Raw genomic sequence first — 13,920 nt, 5'->3', positions numbered from 1 at the left:
GATCCCTGTCTTGCATCCTATGATGCAAACCTTACGCGAGGCTGTCGTTTTTGCCAGATGCGCGGGACTCTACAATACGCTCAAGGCTAACTTTTTCGGCCTCGGCTTCAGCTTCTCGCGCCATATTGTCGGCAAGCCGCTCAGTACGCTTCAGGCGCATGGCCTCATCAACCATCTTGTCTTGCAATTCCTTAGCTGTTTCACGCAGCCCCTCTTCTTCCTGCGCTAACCGGGCGAGACGGCGTGCCATAGAGCCGACAAAGAGGCCATGGTGTATTGATTCATCATTCAAACGACCTATCAGCTGCTCTTGCGCGCGCCGCAACCCATCCTGATCCCGATGAATAATGGCTAGTTTCCATTCGGTTAAGCGCTTCAGCTGATGCTGCACCTCAATCACACGATCAATCTTCTTAAGCCGATCTTTCATGACCCCTCACCCGAAAAGCACCCAGCGGGAAACACCCTTCATAAACTCTGACATCATCTCCTGAATGAGATTATAGAGCAGCAAGAGCCCCCCGACGATAACAAAAGGCAAGGAGATGAAGTAAACTTGGATCTGTGGCGTGAACTTATTCACCAGACCGATGGTAAAATTGACTATTACCGAATAAATCAGCACCGGTGCGCTAATCTGCAGCGCCAGCATAAAGGAATAACTTAGCTGATCTGTTATGCCTACAAGTGAAAGTCTGGCCTGAAATAGCATCCCAGGCGGCAGATTATCATATGAAGCTTTGATTGCCCGTAACAGCTCCCAGTGCAAATCCGCAGCGAACACCAGCAATGCTGCAGTCAATCCCAGGATGTTGCTGACTGGCGGCAGAGCCTCCATCTGGTCAAAGGATATACCGGCAGGGCTACTTAAGCTGAGAGCCATAGCAATCGCTACACTCAGTGTTTCAAGCGCAAGAAACAACAAACGTGCTAAAAAACCAATCCATATGCCGGATAGCGTTTCCGATATCAGCAGCAGCAACAGAAATGAGAATGGCTGCCCCTGAAACACCGGCCCTACCTTGCTGAACAGCAGCGGGTATAATGTCAGCGTTACCGCAAATGCAACATAGAGCCTGATACGAACCGGAATACTCGCGCTTGAGAAACCCGGCATAAGCATGAAGCAACCGCCAATACGACACATCAGCAGCATAGCGCCAATAACCGCGTCCGAAAGCGCGATAGACGTCAAGATATCGCCCCAAGGTTCTCCAACTCGGTACCGCGTGCGATTTCAACATGCGACAGCACGGCAAGCGCCGGGAACATACGCTCAATAATCATACGTACATACGGGCGTGCATCGGGAGCTGCAACAAGCACAAACGCCTTACCTGTACCAAGATGTTTGCGAATGGCAGCCGATGCCTCATTACTGAACTCTTCAACAAGGCGCGGTTCAATGTCCAGCTCGATCACATCGCCCCTTGCATCGCGTTTGATGCTCTGATGAAACGCCAGATCCCACCGATTGCCCAGACGCAACACCCGTAACACGCCCTCATCCGCCAAATCACCGCAAATCTGTTGCGCAATCCTTAGCCGGACATGTTCAACGATTTGCTCTGTCTTGCGAACGTGTGGAATAATTTCTGCAATCGCTTCAAGGATCAGATTCAGGTTTCTGATGGATATACGCTCCGCCAACAAGAGCTTCAGAACAGCCTGAAGTCCTGAATAGGAAATTTGCGAAGGACAAATATCATCGATCAAACGCTTATATTCGGAATCCATCTGCGCAAATAGCATACGCATGTCTTTATAAGAGAGAAGAAGCGGCAGGTTATTCCGGATAATCTCACCAAGATGCGTCAGTAGAACCGACAGACTATCGATAGGTGCAAGCCCAAGCCGCTTTGCATCATTGGCATAGACCTCGTTCACCCATAGCGCTTTCATACCAAACGCGGGCTCACGAACCTCATCACCTTCAATATCGGGCTTGCGCCCATCTCCAATAATGACCAGAAAATCGTTCAGCCGTAGCTCCTGCGACGTTACGATCGTGCCATGGATCTTGATTTGATATGACTTCGGCGGCGTCGCCAAGCTATCCGTCAGTTTAATCTCAGGAACAATAAAGCCATACTGCTGCGCAAACTTACGACGCATCTTTGAAACACGATGCATCAGCTCGCCCTGATTGGCCTTCAGCCGTACCGAAAGCTGACGGCCCATGCAGAGCTCGATTTCAGCTGTCTTCATCGTTTCGCGAATAGCTTCGCGCGTATCAACTTGCTGGAGAGCCTGCTTGTTCTGCGCCTCGATCTCATCGCGCGCCGCCTGCTCAGCCTTGCGTTTAGGGATGATGTAGCCCACGAAAGCCAATATACCGCCAAGCGCGACAAAGGGCACGATTGGCAGACCGGGCGTTATCCCCATCAGTATCATCAGACCCGCAGCCACAAACAGCGCCTTGGGATAGGCACTTAACTGCCCAAGCACAGCCTGCTCGGCAGAACCTTGCGTGCCCCCCTTCGATACCAGCAGACCAGCAGCAAGCGACACGATCAGCGCAGGAATCTGCGATACAAGACCGTCACCAACCGTCAGCTTGGTGTAGACATCCGCTGCCTTCGACAAGGGCATGTCATGACGGGTAACACCGATGATGATCCCGCCAAAAATGTTGACCGCAGTGATGATCAAACTGGCGACAGCCTCACCACGCACGAACTTTGAAGCACCGTCCATCGAACCGAAGAACGAGCTCTCCTCTTCAAGCTCACGCCGGCGCTGTTGCGCTTCCTTATCATCGATCATACCAGCTGAAAGATCAGCGTCGATCGCCATCTGCTTGCCGGGGATAGCGTCCAGAGTAAAGCGAGCGCCTACTTCTGCGATACGAGTTGCACCTTTGGTGATCACAAGGAAGTTAACAGTGAGCAGAATGGCAAAAACCACGAGTCCGATGACGAAGTCACCGCTCATGACAAATTGCGAAAAGCCATGAATGATATGGCCGGCGGCCAGAACGCCCTTGTCACCATCAGCCAGAATAAGACGCGTGGTCGCAATACCCAACGCAAGACGCAGGATTGTGGCGATTAGCAGCACGGTGGGAAAAGCTGAAAATTCGAGAGGCTTCTGAATCCAGAGCGCCACCATCAGAATAAGCACAGCCAAGGCTATGGAAAGCGCTAATCCGATATCAATCAGGAACGGCGGTACTGGCAGGAATAGAATGAGCAGGATCGCGACAATGCCGATCGCGAATGAAACATCGCGCCCTTTTTTGCCCTGTGTCGCATTCAAGCTGTTTACAAAAAGATCAGCCATTAAATTCCATCATTCCACCAGTGGCGACCGGGGCATGTGAGGTTGAACAACGCAACAGGGGCATATCAGGCATTAACTGCTCATTCAAACCCTGTAACAATCCTTCCGTAAACCTGCTCGGTAAACATATAAATCCGGGAGCCAACGAAAGAACCCGTTAGAGCACAAACAGCTAAAATAACGACGATCTTCGGAATGAAGGTCAGCGTCATTTCCTGGATCTGGGTCAACGCCTGAAACAATGCGATAACGAGGCCAACAATCATGGCAGCCCCTACTGCAGGGCCTGCGCCCATCAGAATTGTCCAGATGGCAGATTGAACGAGATCGAGAGCGTCGGCCTCATTCATACTTGTTTGCCCCCGTCATATCCATACACACCATTAACTCCGGGCAAGCCCGCCTCAAAGGACAGCACACTATCCCCCCGACCAGCACAAGTCCCTTACTGGCGTTCTCAACAGACTCTCTTCTTTACGAAATCGAAATACCGGATCCAAGCGGCACTGTATTGCCACCTTCAAGCACTGCTACCGGGCCAGTATCACCAAGGAAAACTGAGGAAACCTTGCCGGAAACCGTTCCATCGCCAGAGGTTACAGTGCGACCAATCACACTGCTGGCCTGCGACAACGACTGCGAAGACAGGATCGAGTCCAGCTTCTTGTTCGTCATTACACTTTGCTCAACCTGCGAGAATGTCGCCAACTGCGCTAATGAATCCGTAGCTTCCATCGGTGCAGTTGGGTCCTGGTTCTTGAGCTGCTCAGTGAAGAGCCTCAAAAACGCCGTGTAATCGAGTGAGGTCTTTGACGCTGGCTCGGTCGTTCTTGCCGTGGGTGTATAGCCAATACCCTCGATCGCAGCTCCCATCGTCAGTCTCCTTCATAACAGCTAATATCGTCACGCAACCTTGCTGATTTCCAGTTGGCTGCTATCACTTTCCAGATAAAACAACCCGCGCAGAATGCGCAGTGCATCGAATGGGCGGTCTTCTTCCACCAACTCACGAATCTGCACGAGCCCCTTCAAGGCATCCTCGTCCCGATAGGTTGCCAACATCGGCGGGATGAGCGTCAGGACCGTTTCCTTGGTCGTTGCGCTTGCCGCTGGGTTGATAAGCATCGACTGAATAATGAAATAAAGCTGTCGAAGAGGCGTTTTAGCCTCCTCCAGCTGCATGACATGCGATTCAAGAAGAAAGGTCGCATCATTCAGCAGCTCAATCGTCACGCGGCGTTCAGACCGAAGGACCGCACCATTGACGAAAATTCGTTCACCGGCTTTCAAGCTCAGGCGCATGGGACCTCACTTTAATCCATCGCGCACGAGCTTGTTCACGCTGATAATGCCCGAAATATCTTCGGACTCACCGTGTTGTACTCGCTGCGCTTCCTGCAGGATCCAGCCTCCGATTGAAATCAGAGAGCCACGCAAATCATCAGCCAAAGCATTATCAGGGTGGATCAGATCATCTATCAGAAACTGCCAAAGCTCCGTAACACGGGTGATAGCAAGCTTGGCTTCCGGAGATTCAACGCCCTTTTCAGCGCCCTCTTCCAGCAGATCAATGACGATATCAAAAGCCTGCTTCTCATTCGAGCGCACCTCTTGAGGGTCATTCTCCAGCATCTCACCATATGAAAGCATGTACATTGTTTCTCACCCTATCCAGAGCTTGCCTTGCCTTGTGGCTAAAGACGCTCAATTCACGTGCTTGATGCCTAACTTTCAGTGATGCGTTACTCACATCACTGAATATATTTAAAGAAAGTTCAGAAGGTTCAGTTTCTGCAGACGCGAGGTTAGCGAGAATGACAAGCTTATCTGCAATTCCAAAGCGTCCATCTTGACCTTAGCTTCGTATGGATCCACACCCTCCATAGAGACAAGACTGTTATTCAGGAACGTGCGCTGCACAGTCAGCTGCTCATTGACAGTTTTGACCCGCCCTTGCGTTGAGCCAAAATCGGCCTCCATCACAGTCAAACCATTAACTGCCTCACCCAGCTGCCGCATGGCATAATCAACAACCGCCTTGAAAGCGTTCTCGTTGATTTTATCAGCAGGCAAACTGCCAATTGCACTGAAAGCACGCGCCATATACCGGAACGCCTCATCATTTGCGTTCGCAGACGTGGTTAACGTCTCGGTCGACGAAATTTGGCTGCGAATATTCGTACTTGAAGCTGAGGACCAATTCGTAGTCCAGTTAGCATCGTCAAACTCGGCAGCGAAATCGCCGGCGAGGAAGGCTTCTGTCTGTGCAGCTGTCACTTCTTCCACACTTGGCGGTGTTACGGCCGGAGGTATCGGTGGCAGCGTCAGCCGATAAGCTTCAAACGCTGTTGTTACAACACCCGTTGCATTCGTCGCAGGTGGTGTATCCGTCCTCTCACCGCCGAAAAGTTGTGATCCGGCAAAGGCAGAATTCAGCTTGTCGACCAACATCTGAAGATTACGCTGCGCATCGCCGCGGACTGTTTCAGCACTCGTGGCATTCCCCGGCAAACCGACAAGTGTTGCCATGAAGGTATCTGCCGCCGTTCGCAAATCTGAAATAACCGTCTGGGTTGCACCCAACCGGCCCAATGTCATCCCATTGGATGTCACCATTGAATCGATACGGTTCATCTCTTGGTATAGAAGCGTTGAGCGTCCAGTACGATTACCAAGAACAAGGCCCACATCGCTATGGCGTTCGGTAACCAACTCCTGCTGCAATCGCGCAACCTGCGCCTGTGCAGTTTTAGCAAACAAACGTGGCCCATTAAGCAGATTGAAGGTCGACACGAAATTACTGCTCATGACATCACCTCACAATCGCCAGAAGGGTCTTGAACAAATTATCGATGACGGAGATCAATTGTGCCGAAGCAGCGAATGACCGCTCCAGTTGCAGCTGCACTGCAGCTTCATCGTTCACATCGACACCGCGCGCATTCGACAGAGATGTGCTCACACGTTGCAATACAGCCGTATTGGCCTTACTCGCACTATCCGTTGACTGGCGCTCACCTTCCAGCCAGCTTACTGTTGAAGCGCCATATTCAAGTAGCGTCTTATTGCCCAACGCCGCCTGTTTACCGCTAACCTCCGTCAGCATACCGAAGAGACGGCCGGAGAATGAGGCGCTGCTATCTGTATTGAAGGTATAATTGATACCATCACGCAATTTCTGAACATCACCACCCGCAGCAGGATCAACAGCTGTATTGACTGCGATAGAAGCAGCAAGCCACCCTGGCCTGTCACCTGGAGCAGGGGTCGCGCTTGTGGGAAGCGTTGCGCTACCAGCATTCGTAAATACGCCCGCAAGATCGGGACCTACAGCCGCAGGATCAACCTCCTTGAAAGCGCTAATCAGCCCAAAAGCAACATTATCGAGCTGCCTTGCATACTCCGGCAGCACTTCACTATGCAGGTTAGCAAGACCAACCAGTCGTCCATTCTTGGATGGCATTGGAGAAGCGTCACCCGTCACACGCACGCCATCTATGGACACGTGTAATTCGCCAGGCGTCGTTTCCACCACTTCAACTGTGCGCGCTGTTTTTTCGAACAACGTCACGCCACCGTCGGTGTAGAGCACCAGATCATTATTGGCACGAGCAACCGTTGAGACGCCGATTTCGGATGCAATCTGTGCCAGCACGCTATCGCGCTGATCCAGATCATCCGTCACATCACGGCCAATCGACGTGCCCTGCGTGATGCGGGTGTTCAGTTTCTCAAAATCTGCCAGCAGCTTATTCACACGGTCAGCAGAGGAGTGGATCTCAGATTCTGTCTCAATCCGAAGCCCTTCGACTGAGCGAGCGGCATCATTCAACGCGCGTGAGAGATCCTTGGCCTCGCTGACCAGCGCGCGTCCTAAATTGGCATCGTTAGGAGCGTTTGCATATTCTTGCAGCGCATCAATCATACGCCCCGAACGCGCAACCAGCGACGTGCCAGCGGCTGTATCGCCCACTGTAGATGCAAGACGCGTGAAACCATCCAGCATCGCTTGATCCCGTGCTGATGCCGAGGTTGCATCGAGATAGCGCTCGAACAACCGCGGGTCAGACGCACGAATTGGGCCCGATACACGCCCGACGCCATTGGTAGTAACCAACGGCGCCAGTTTACGTGAATAGTTTGGATCATCCGCACCCGCCACGTTGCGTGCGGAAACAGAGATCTGCTTCGCGGTCGCACCGAGAGACATCTGCGCCGTATTGAGGGCGGTGTTCAAACTCATGGCTTCAAGGCTCCAATTATCTCGCGGTCATATCAGCGCTTGAGATTTACCAGCACGTCGAGGATATCCGAGCCTGTCTGGAATACCTTCGAGTTAGCGGTGTAGTTGCGCTGGGACTCGATCATGGTCGACAGCTCTTCAGCAAGATCGACGTTTGATTGCTCAAGCGTTGATCCAGCAATGGTGCCCAGACTTCCTGTTCCGGGGAAGCCAACGAATACCGAGCCTGACTCAAGATTGGCCGAATACACGTTGCCAGATAGCGGCGTTAGAAGATCAGGACTTGGAACGTTCGCGAGTGCGATTCGGTAGGCATTTTTCATGCTACCGTCTTCCATCGTGAGCGCGACAATACCATTCGCACCGATCGAAACGCCGGAAACGGCACCAGGAGCGTTACCGTTTGCGGTTGCAACCAACGGCGTAAAGTCAGCCTTGAGCTGTGTAAGCCCTTTCAGATCAATGGTTAGAGGCTGACCACCTGGCACGGTTATATTGATGGACGTTGCAGGAGCGGCAAGGATACTGCCATTCGTTGGATCAAACGCCAGCGCCTGGCTACCTAACAAACCCGCCCCGCCATACGGAAAACCGCCAGCCGTTGCATCTGCCTGATCAAAAACCGCGATTTCCCAGTTATTATCGGCAGTCTTGGTAAGGTAAAGGTCAAGCTTCACTGCGCCGCCAAGGTTATCATAGACAACCAGGGAGGATTTAGACGTGTACGCTGAACTCGCCAGGTTAGCAGACGGTAGATCCACTGGTGGTGGACCAGCTGTAGGCACAACGGCAGGGGCACGTGCATCGAAGTTTGCAGAGAACGTGCCTTCTGTAGATGGCGTTGCCCGCATGCTCACACTATTGACGTTAATACGCTCCTGCCCCTGAAGGCTGTTCAGCGTCACACTGGGATCGCCATTCGCCATGCTGTAGCCCAACAGGTAAAAGCCAGCGCTGTTGACCAGATTACCTTCGCTATCAGGCACAAATGATCCTGCACGCGTCAGGAATGTATTCCCGCGGGCATCCTCAACCACAAAGAAGCCATTACCGTTGATGGCAAGGTCTGTTGCTGAGTTGGTGCCCATCGTGCCGCCAGAAAGCGCAATAGAGCGGCGGACATGCGTCTCAACACCGCCAGCATTGTGGCTGTTCTTGTTTGACGCCAGCACCAGCGTTGAAAATTCAGTCGAGGATTTTTTGTAGCCGACGGTAGATACGTTAGCGATATTCTCGGAAACCGCGCTCAGCCGGTTAGCCTGAGCCTTCATTCCCGATACACTGGTCTGCATTATGCCCATTGTAATCTCCGTTGCCGATCTCTCATGCACAACGAATAAACACCAGCTGCCTTGCGCGAGGCTCACCATCCAGCAAGATTAGCAATTAGCGATGCTTTATTTAACTGCTCCGATCAGCTCGGGCGCAAAGCATTCGCTAATTCCTGGAATGGATCTTCACTCTGCGGCGCATCCATATCCTGCCGCAATGCTTCATAAATACGTGGCACAAGCGCTACCGCTTGATCCAGTTCAGCATCCAGCCCCGGCTGATATCCGCCTATAAGACGCAGGTCGCGCGTATCTTCAAAACGCGCAATCATGGCCCGCATTCGGCGTAGCAGATTTCGCTGCTCGTTAGTCCACGATAGCGTAGCCAAACGCGAAATCGAACTCAGCACGTTGCCAGCAGGATAGCGCCCTTGCTCTGCAATGCTTCTTTCAAGCACGATGTGGCCATCCAGCGTGCCGCGAATATTATCTGCGACCGGATCGTTATGATCATCGCCATCCACCAGCACGGAGAATATGCCAGTAATTGTACCTGTACCTTCTGCACCAGGCCCCGCACGTTCCAGTAGACGCGGCAGATCGCTGAAAACGCTTGGCGCATATCCACGCGCCACCGCCGGCTCTCCAGCAGCTAGCGCAACGTCACGCGCCGCATGCGCATAGCGCGTAACGGAGTCGATGATCAACAAAACGGATTCGCCACAATCACGAAAATATTCCGCAATCGCAGTTGCCGTGCGCGGCGCCATCCGACGCATCATCGGACTCTCATCACCCGTAGAAACGACGACAATCGATCTTGTACGATTACCCGCCAGAGGCCCTTCCAGAAATTCCCTGACTTCACGCCCACGCTCACCGACAAGCGCCACCACGATAGTATCGAACCCGGTAGCGCGCGCCAGCATACCGAGCAAGGTAGACTTACCCACACCTGAACCCGCAAAAATCCCGATGCGCTGCCCAAAACAAAGAGGGGTAAACAGATCGATCATCCGCACGCCTGTGCGTAACGGCATATCAACGCGCGCACGGGTCAAGGCTGATGGCGGTGGCGCATCGACAGGCATCTCACGTGGCCCAAGTCCAAGCGTGCCAACAGCATCAAGCGGCTCGCAAAATGCATTGAGCACGCGACCTTTCCAACTGTAGTCAGGCCGTACTGTCATTGCACCCTGACGGAAAACACCTGAGCCTAAATTAGCTTCAATCTGATTGCCAAACGGCTTAATGGTCGCGCCCGACTCATCTATACGCACGACCTCGCCCGGTAATCCGCCCTCCTCGAACACGACGCGATCACCAAGTCGAATCTGCTTGGAGAGACCAACAACACGGCAATAGCTGGTGGTGATTTCATTAATCGCCCCCCCCTGCCGCACTAATGGGGTCTGCTGTTCGCACGCAAGAACTGCCTCTTCCAGTTTCGCAAGTGAACTACGCTGGCGCTTATTCGCAGCTGCGGCTTTCCCGGAGCGATGCCTTCCTGAAGCAGGCGCCACATCAGCAGAGGCGGCACTTGCAGCGCCCCCTTCATCACTCGGATTGGCGTGACCAGATATCTGCTCCGCTAAATCCTGAATGGCAGGAGAGCTGTCGAGATCTGGGTTATTGACATCACCCGCCCCGGAAACTGGTGGGCTGGAAGACGGGGTCTCGGCAATGGTGCTCATGCGTTTTCAATCAATGATTGTAATAATCAGGATGCCGGTCCGAGGTCGCGAATGGCGCTACTAAAAGTATCGCCAATAGCGTTGCTGGCGGCAGATGTATTTTCAAAGCGGCGCTGACCATCGATAAGGCGCGTCATCTCAACCACAGGGCTAATATTTGAGCCTTCCACATATCCCTGCACCACACCAGAGGTGACAAAGTCATCAACTGGTGCAACCAAGGCTACATCCACTGATACCGAACCATCATTCCCACGTTGCAGATCAGCGCCCGGAGCAATCTGGAATAGGCCAATTGTGCCAACGAGAGCGCCGCCTTGCGAGACAGATCCATCTGCAGCAACGGCAATTTCACCTGCTGCCGGGTTAACAACAAGCGGCGCACCGCCCTGATCAAGCACAGGAAGGCCGTTGATTGATGTTATATCACCCATGTCATTCATCATCATGCGGCCATCACGACTATAGCGCACGCCTGACGGCGTCTGGATCGCGAGCCAGCCATCACCTTTAACAGCCACATCAAGCGGATTGCCGGTTGGTGTCATAGGGCCGGGAGTGCGCGTCAAAAATTCCTTACCGCTGCCCGCAAATTCTGTCGGCACTCGCCCCGTCATGGAGAGCACGCTTTCAAACGTTGTTCCCTCGGCGCGAAAGCCGGCCGTGTTAACGTTTGCAATATTATTAGCAACCGACTTCAGGCTGCGCTCAAGCGATACCTGGCCGGACAGCATCACATAAAGTGCTGATTGCATACTACCCTCATCACCGTAAATTCGCGCGCGCTTGCAGCAGGTCATAGATATTGTCGCCGTTATCGGCACTGCCGTCGAATAACGACAGAAGAGGCGAGCCAGCTGCACCTGCCTGCGCATCAACCAACAGAAGGAAGCGGGAAATCAATTTCTCAACTTTCTCGGGATCCTGGAAGTCTTCGATATTGATCTTGCTCTTGATCATGCGCGCCTGTGCATCGATATCAGCGGCGGCTGACTCAGCCGGTATACCAAACGCCGTACGCATAACCTCTGCCAACGCACCATCGGCCAGAATGTCATAAACCGACTTAATTTCTGAAGCGCGGCGCCGGAAGTTAAGTGCAAGGCGGACATTGTTGTCCTCTGCGCCAAGATCAAGCTCCAGCGTCTGCTGCAGATAATTCTTAACAGTCGCATCAATGTCTTTTACGACGCTGGCCGTCGTTGCATTTCCCTTGGCATCAAAAGAAAAAGCTGCCTGGAGTAGCGCAAAGCGCGCCTTTTCATCGGCATTCGTGAACCGCAGGGCGTTGCTATCGCCCTTTAAGGCTGCTGCCAGGGCAGTTTTATTACCCATCAATCCTTCAAGCCCATAAGCCCGCAATCCGATTGAGAGAACATCCCAATTCTTCATAAGCTGATCGACGGTCTCAATTTTCGCCAATCCATTATTAAAGGCTGCAAGATGTTCATCGAGCTTAGCTGTCAAGGTCTCGCCGAATTTAGGCACAGCCTGACGGAAGCGATCGACCACAATATCCTGATAGTTCACAGCGCCATCTTTAATACCAAATGTCGCACGGAACTCGTCGAAATGCCATGCCTCAGTTGAATCATCAAACTCAAACTTGTTTGCGGCACCCAAAACAACCTTACGCACCTCATCCAGCTGCCCTACAAAACGATCAAGACCGTTTGCACGCAAGCTGAAGATAAGCGCCGTATCGTTGTTCACAAGATCATCAAAATTTGTGATGTTCTTGACTGCGGCTTTATAGGCAACGACATCATCTTCGATGCGCGCCACAGCTCTCGTCGCCACTTGAGAGTAGTTCTCACGATAGCGCTGAGCCACGACATCGCCCTTAGCTTCGATAACAGTTACCGCTCCGCCACCCTCAGTGAGTTGAAACGCGCCTGCAAGTGCAAGGTATCGATTGTCCTGCAATCTCCCCGCATAGCTGCTCTCGCCAGTGCCTTCGCTAATAACTTTTCGTATTAACGCGCGGGCATAGGCAAGCTCATCCATGCCATAGGCCTTCACGGCAAAACCGTATGTCCGGTCATCCTCAAACAGATCATCAACAGTGTGGATTCCTGAGGCAACCTCTGTAAAGCGAGAGATATCGCGCGCAACAATTGGCTCTGCAGCCTTACGCTCCAATGCCTTCGGAAGGTCTCGCACAACGAGCTGATAGTTTAAAAATGAAGACTGCAATCCAACCACAATCAGCCTCCACACTACATACTGCCTGCAGGGGCGAGAAAACTTACCAGTTTCCTCACATTACCAATTACGTCTTCCTGATTTAAACTACCAAGCTTTCCCGTAGCTGCCCAGCCTTTTTGTTATTGCAATACAAAAGATGCCTAGCCTCACGCAAGCTTGCGTGCCTATTCTGCTGTGCCGGAAATGCTCGGTTTATCTACAATTTTACGCATCCCTTTCTGTTCAAATGGCTGCATAAAATAGTTAAAGAGGATCCATCAGGTCGTTCGCGATAATTTGGGCGACGGAATGCTTTGACTGTGAAAGCATTGGGCAAGGAGTATAGTCTATGGGTTTTATTATTGGTCTGCTCGTGGCCATAGGCTCGATGCTCGGTGGTTTCATGGCCATGGGCGGTCATGTTGGCGTTATCTGGCAACCGTGGGAATTCGTCATCATTTTTGGCATGGCTGCAGGCGCATTTATTGTTGCTCATCCGCTGAGCGTTCAAAAAGATACCGGACGCGCCACCATGGAAGCCTTGCTTGGCAAGGTGCCGAAAGAAAAAGACCATCTTGCGTTGCTGGGTTTGTTGTTTGCCATTACCCGTATGGTGCGCACACGCCCTCGTAATGAGATCGAAACCCACGTTGACGATCCTTACAACTCTCCAATTTTTACGAATTTCCCAACCGTCCTCGCCAATAAAGAACTGACGAATTATATTTGTGACTACGTTCGTCTCATTATCATCGGTAATGCAAAGCCGCATGAAATCGACGCGTTGATGGATGAGGAAATTGCCACCATCCGCCGCAATAAGCTGAAGGCTTACCACAGTATGACGAGCATTGCGGAGGGCCTTCCCGCGCTTGGTATTGTGGCTGCCGTGCTGGGCATCATCAAGGCCATGGGGGCAATTGATCAGGCGCCTTCATTGCTCGCAGGTCTTTTAGGAGCAGCGCTAGTGGGCACCTTTACGGGCATCTTTGCCTCCTATGGTATTTTTGCGCCCTTGGCGGCCAAAATTAAATCTACACGTGAAAAGCAGTGCCAACCGTACTTGATTGTGAAACAAACCTTGCTTGCTTTCATGAATGGTGCAATGCCTCAAGTGGCGCTCGAACATGGTCGTAAATCGATCAGTTCGTATGAACGTCCTTCGATTGATGACGTGGAAAATGAAATGTTGAATTCGGGTGGCCGTTCAGCAGGCGGTGATCAGCAGCAAGAGGCCGCTTAA

At 52.3% G+C, this 13,920-nt stretch carries 14 protein-coding genes; 1 reads left to right on the top strand and 13 read right to left on the bottom strand.

The window, feature by feature from the left end; translation table 11 throughout:
* Positions 1–31 precede the first annotated feature (31 nt).
* The 13 genes from VRZ32_RS12215 to VRZ32_RS12155 all read right to left on the bottom strand — a co-directional run bounded on the left by VRZ32_RS12215 (position 32) and on the right by VRZ32_RS12155 (position 12,695).
* Positions 32–430, bottom strand: a complete 399-nt coding sequence (locus tag VRZ32_RS12215; RefSeq protein WP_414525995.1) for a hypothetical protein — start codon at positions 428–430, stop codon at positions 32–34.
* Between the two features lie 6 nt (positions 431–436).
* Positions 437–1,195, bottom strand: a complete 759-nt coding sequence (gene fliR / locus VRZ32_RS12210) for a flagellar biosynthetic protein FliR (protein ID WP_414525994.1) — start codon at positions 1,193–1,195, stop codon at positions 437–439.
* A complete protein-coding gene (gene flhA, locus VRZ32_RS12205) occupies positions 1,192–3,282 on the bottom strand; it encodes a flagellar biosynthesis protein FlhA (protein WP_414525993.1) in 2,091 nt (696 codons plus the stop codon). The genes fliR and flhA overlap by 4 nt, the downstream gene beginning before the upstream one ends.
* 80 nt (positions 3,283–3,362) lie before the next feature.
* A complete protein-coding gene (fliQ, locus tag VRZ32_RS12200; protein WP_414525992.1) occupies positions 3,363–3,632 on the bottom strand; it encodes a flagellar biosynthesis protein FliQ in 270 nt (89 codons plus the stop codon).
* Positions 3,633–3,756: 124 nt separating this feature from the next.
* Complete coding sequence (flgD, locus tag VRZ32_RS12195; RefSeq protein ID WP_414525991.1) at positions 3,757–4,155, bottom strand: flagellar hook assembly protein FlgD; 399 nt, start codon at positions 4,153–4,155, stop codon at positions 3,757–3,759.
* A 30-nt stretch (positions 4,156–4,185) separates the two neighbouring features.
* Positions 4,186–4,584, bottom strand: a complete 399-nt coding sequence (flbT, locus tag VRZ32_RS12190) for a flagellar biosynthesis repressor FlbT (RefSeq protein WP_414525990.1) — start codon at positions 4,582–4,584, stop codon at positions 4,186–4,188.
* A gap of 6 nt (positions 4,585–4,590) precedes the next feature.
* Positions 4,591–4,938: a flagellar biosynthesis regulator FlaF gene (flaF, locus tag VRZ32_RS12185; RefSeq protein WP_414525989.1), complete on the bottom strand. Its 348-nt coding sequence runs from the start codon at positions 4,936–4,938 to the stop codon at positions 4,591–4,593.
* A gap of 108 nt (positions 4,939–5,046) precedes the next feature.
* The gene (locus VRZ32_RS12180; RefSeq protein ID WP_414525988.1) at positions 5,047–6,090 is read right to left on the bottom strand and encodes a flagellar hook-associated family protein; all 1,044 of its coding nucleotides are present in this window, start codon (positions 6,088–6,090) and stop codon (positions 5,047–5,049) included.
* A gap of 4 nt (positions 6,091–6,094) precedes the next feature.
* A complete protein-coding gene (gene flgK / locus VRZ32_RS12175; RefSeq protein WP_414525987.1) occupies positions 6,095–7,525 on the bottom strand; it encodes a flagellar hook-associated protein FlgK in 1,431 nt (476 codons plus the stop codon).
* Positions 7,526–7,557: 32 nt separating this feature from the next.
* Complete coding sequence (locus tag VRZ32_RS12170; RefSeq protein ID WP_414525986.1) at positions 7,558–8,826, bottom strand: flagellar hook protein FlgE; 1,269 nt, start codon at positions 8,824–8,826, stop codon at positions 7,558–7,560.
* A 113-nt stretch (positions 8,827–8,939) separates the two neighbouring features.
* Entirely contained in the window at positions 8,940–10,490 is a 1,551-nt protein-coding gene (gene fliI / locus VRZ32_RS12165; protein ID WP_414525985.1) for a flagellar protein export ATPase FliI, read from the bottom strand.
* A gap of 26 nt (positions 10,491–10,516) precedes the next feature.
* On the bottom strand, positions 10,517–11,245 hold the full coding sequence (gene flgF, locus VRZ32_RS12160; RefSeq protein ID WP_414525984.1) for a flagellar basal-body rod protein FlgF: 729 nt from the start codon (positions 11,243–11,245) through the stop codon (positions 10,517–10,519).
* 10 nt (positions 11,246–11,255) lie between these two features.
* Positions 11,256–12,695 carry a DUF1217 domain-containing protein gene (locus VRZ32_RS12155; protein ID WP_414525983.1) on the bottom strand — a complete coding sequence of 480 codons (1,440 nt, stop codon included), beginning with the start codon at positions 12,693–12,695 and terminating at the stop codon, positions 11,256–11,258.
* A 331-nt stretch (positions 12,696–13,026) separates the two neighbouring features.
* Between VRZ32_RS12155 and motA the strand changes: the two genes are divergently transcribed.
* A complete protein-coding gene (gene motA / locus VRZ32_RS12150) occupies positions 13,027–13,920 on the top strand; it encodes a flagellar motor stator protein MotA (RefSeq protein ID WP_414525982.1) in 894 nt (297 codons plus the stop codon).

Origin of the sequence: Pseudochelatococcus sp. G4_1912, assembly GCF_047501465.1 — a bacterium.
GTDB lineage: Bacteria > Pseudomonadota > Alphaproteobacteria > Rhizobiales > Beijerinckiaceae > Pseudochelatococcus.
The sequence above is the reverse complement of the archived record's forward strand: the minus strand, read 5'-3'. Positions and strand labels throughout refer to the sequence as shown.

Coding starts and splice junctions, on each gene's coding strand:
- flgD (WP_414525991.1), bottom strand. CDS start 4,155: ATGGGAGCTGCGATCGAGGGTATTGGCTATACACCCACGGCAAGAACG.
- flhA (WP_414525993.1), bottom strand. CDS start 3,282: ATGGCTGATCTTTTTGTAAACAGCTTGAATGCGACACAGGGCAAAAAA.
- flaF (WP_414525989.1), bottom strand. CDS start 4,938: ATGTACATGCTTTCATATGGTGAGATGCTGGAGAATGACCCTCAAGAG.
- VRZ32_RS12180 (WP_414525988.1), bottom strand. CDS start 6,090: ATGAGCAGTAATTTCGTGTCGACCTTCAATCTGCTTAATGGGCCACGT.
- fliI (WP_414525985.1), bottom strand. CDS start 10,490: ATGAGCACCATTGCCGAGACCCCGTCTTCCAGCCCACCAGTTTCCGGG.
- flbT (WP_414525990.1), bottom strand. CDS start 4,584: ATGCGCCTGAGCTTGAAAGCCGGTGAACGAATTTTCGTCAATGGTGCG.
- VRZ32_RS12215 (WP_414525995.1), bottom strand. CDS start 430: ATGAAAGATCGGCTTAAGAAGATTGATCGTGTGATTGAGGTGCAGCAT.
- flgK (WP_414525987.1), bottom strand. CDS start 7,525: ATGAGTTTGAACACCGCCCTCAATACGGCGCAGATGTCTCTCGGTGCG.
- VRZ32_RS12170 (WP_414525986.1), bottom strand. CDS start 8,826: ATGGGCATAATGCAGACCAGTGTATCGGGAATGAAGGCTCAGGCTAAC.
- fliQ (WP_414525992.1), bottom strand. CDS start 3,632: ATGAATGAGGCCGACGCTCTCGATCTCGTTCAATCTGCCATCTGGACA.
- flgF (WP_414525984.1), bottom strand. CDS start 11,245: ATGCAATCAGCACTTTATGTGATGCTGTCCGGCCAGGTATCGCTTGAG.
- motA (WP_414525982.1), top strand. CDS start 13,027: ATGGGTTTTATTATTGGTCTGCTCGTGGCCATAGGCTCGATGCTCGGT.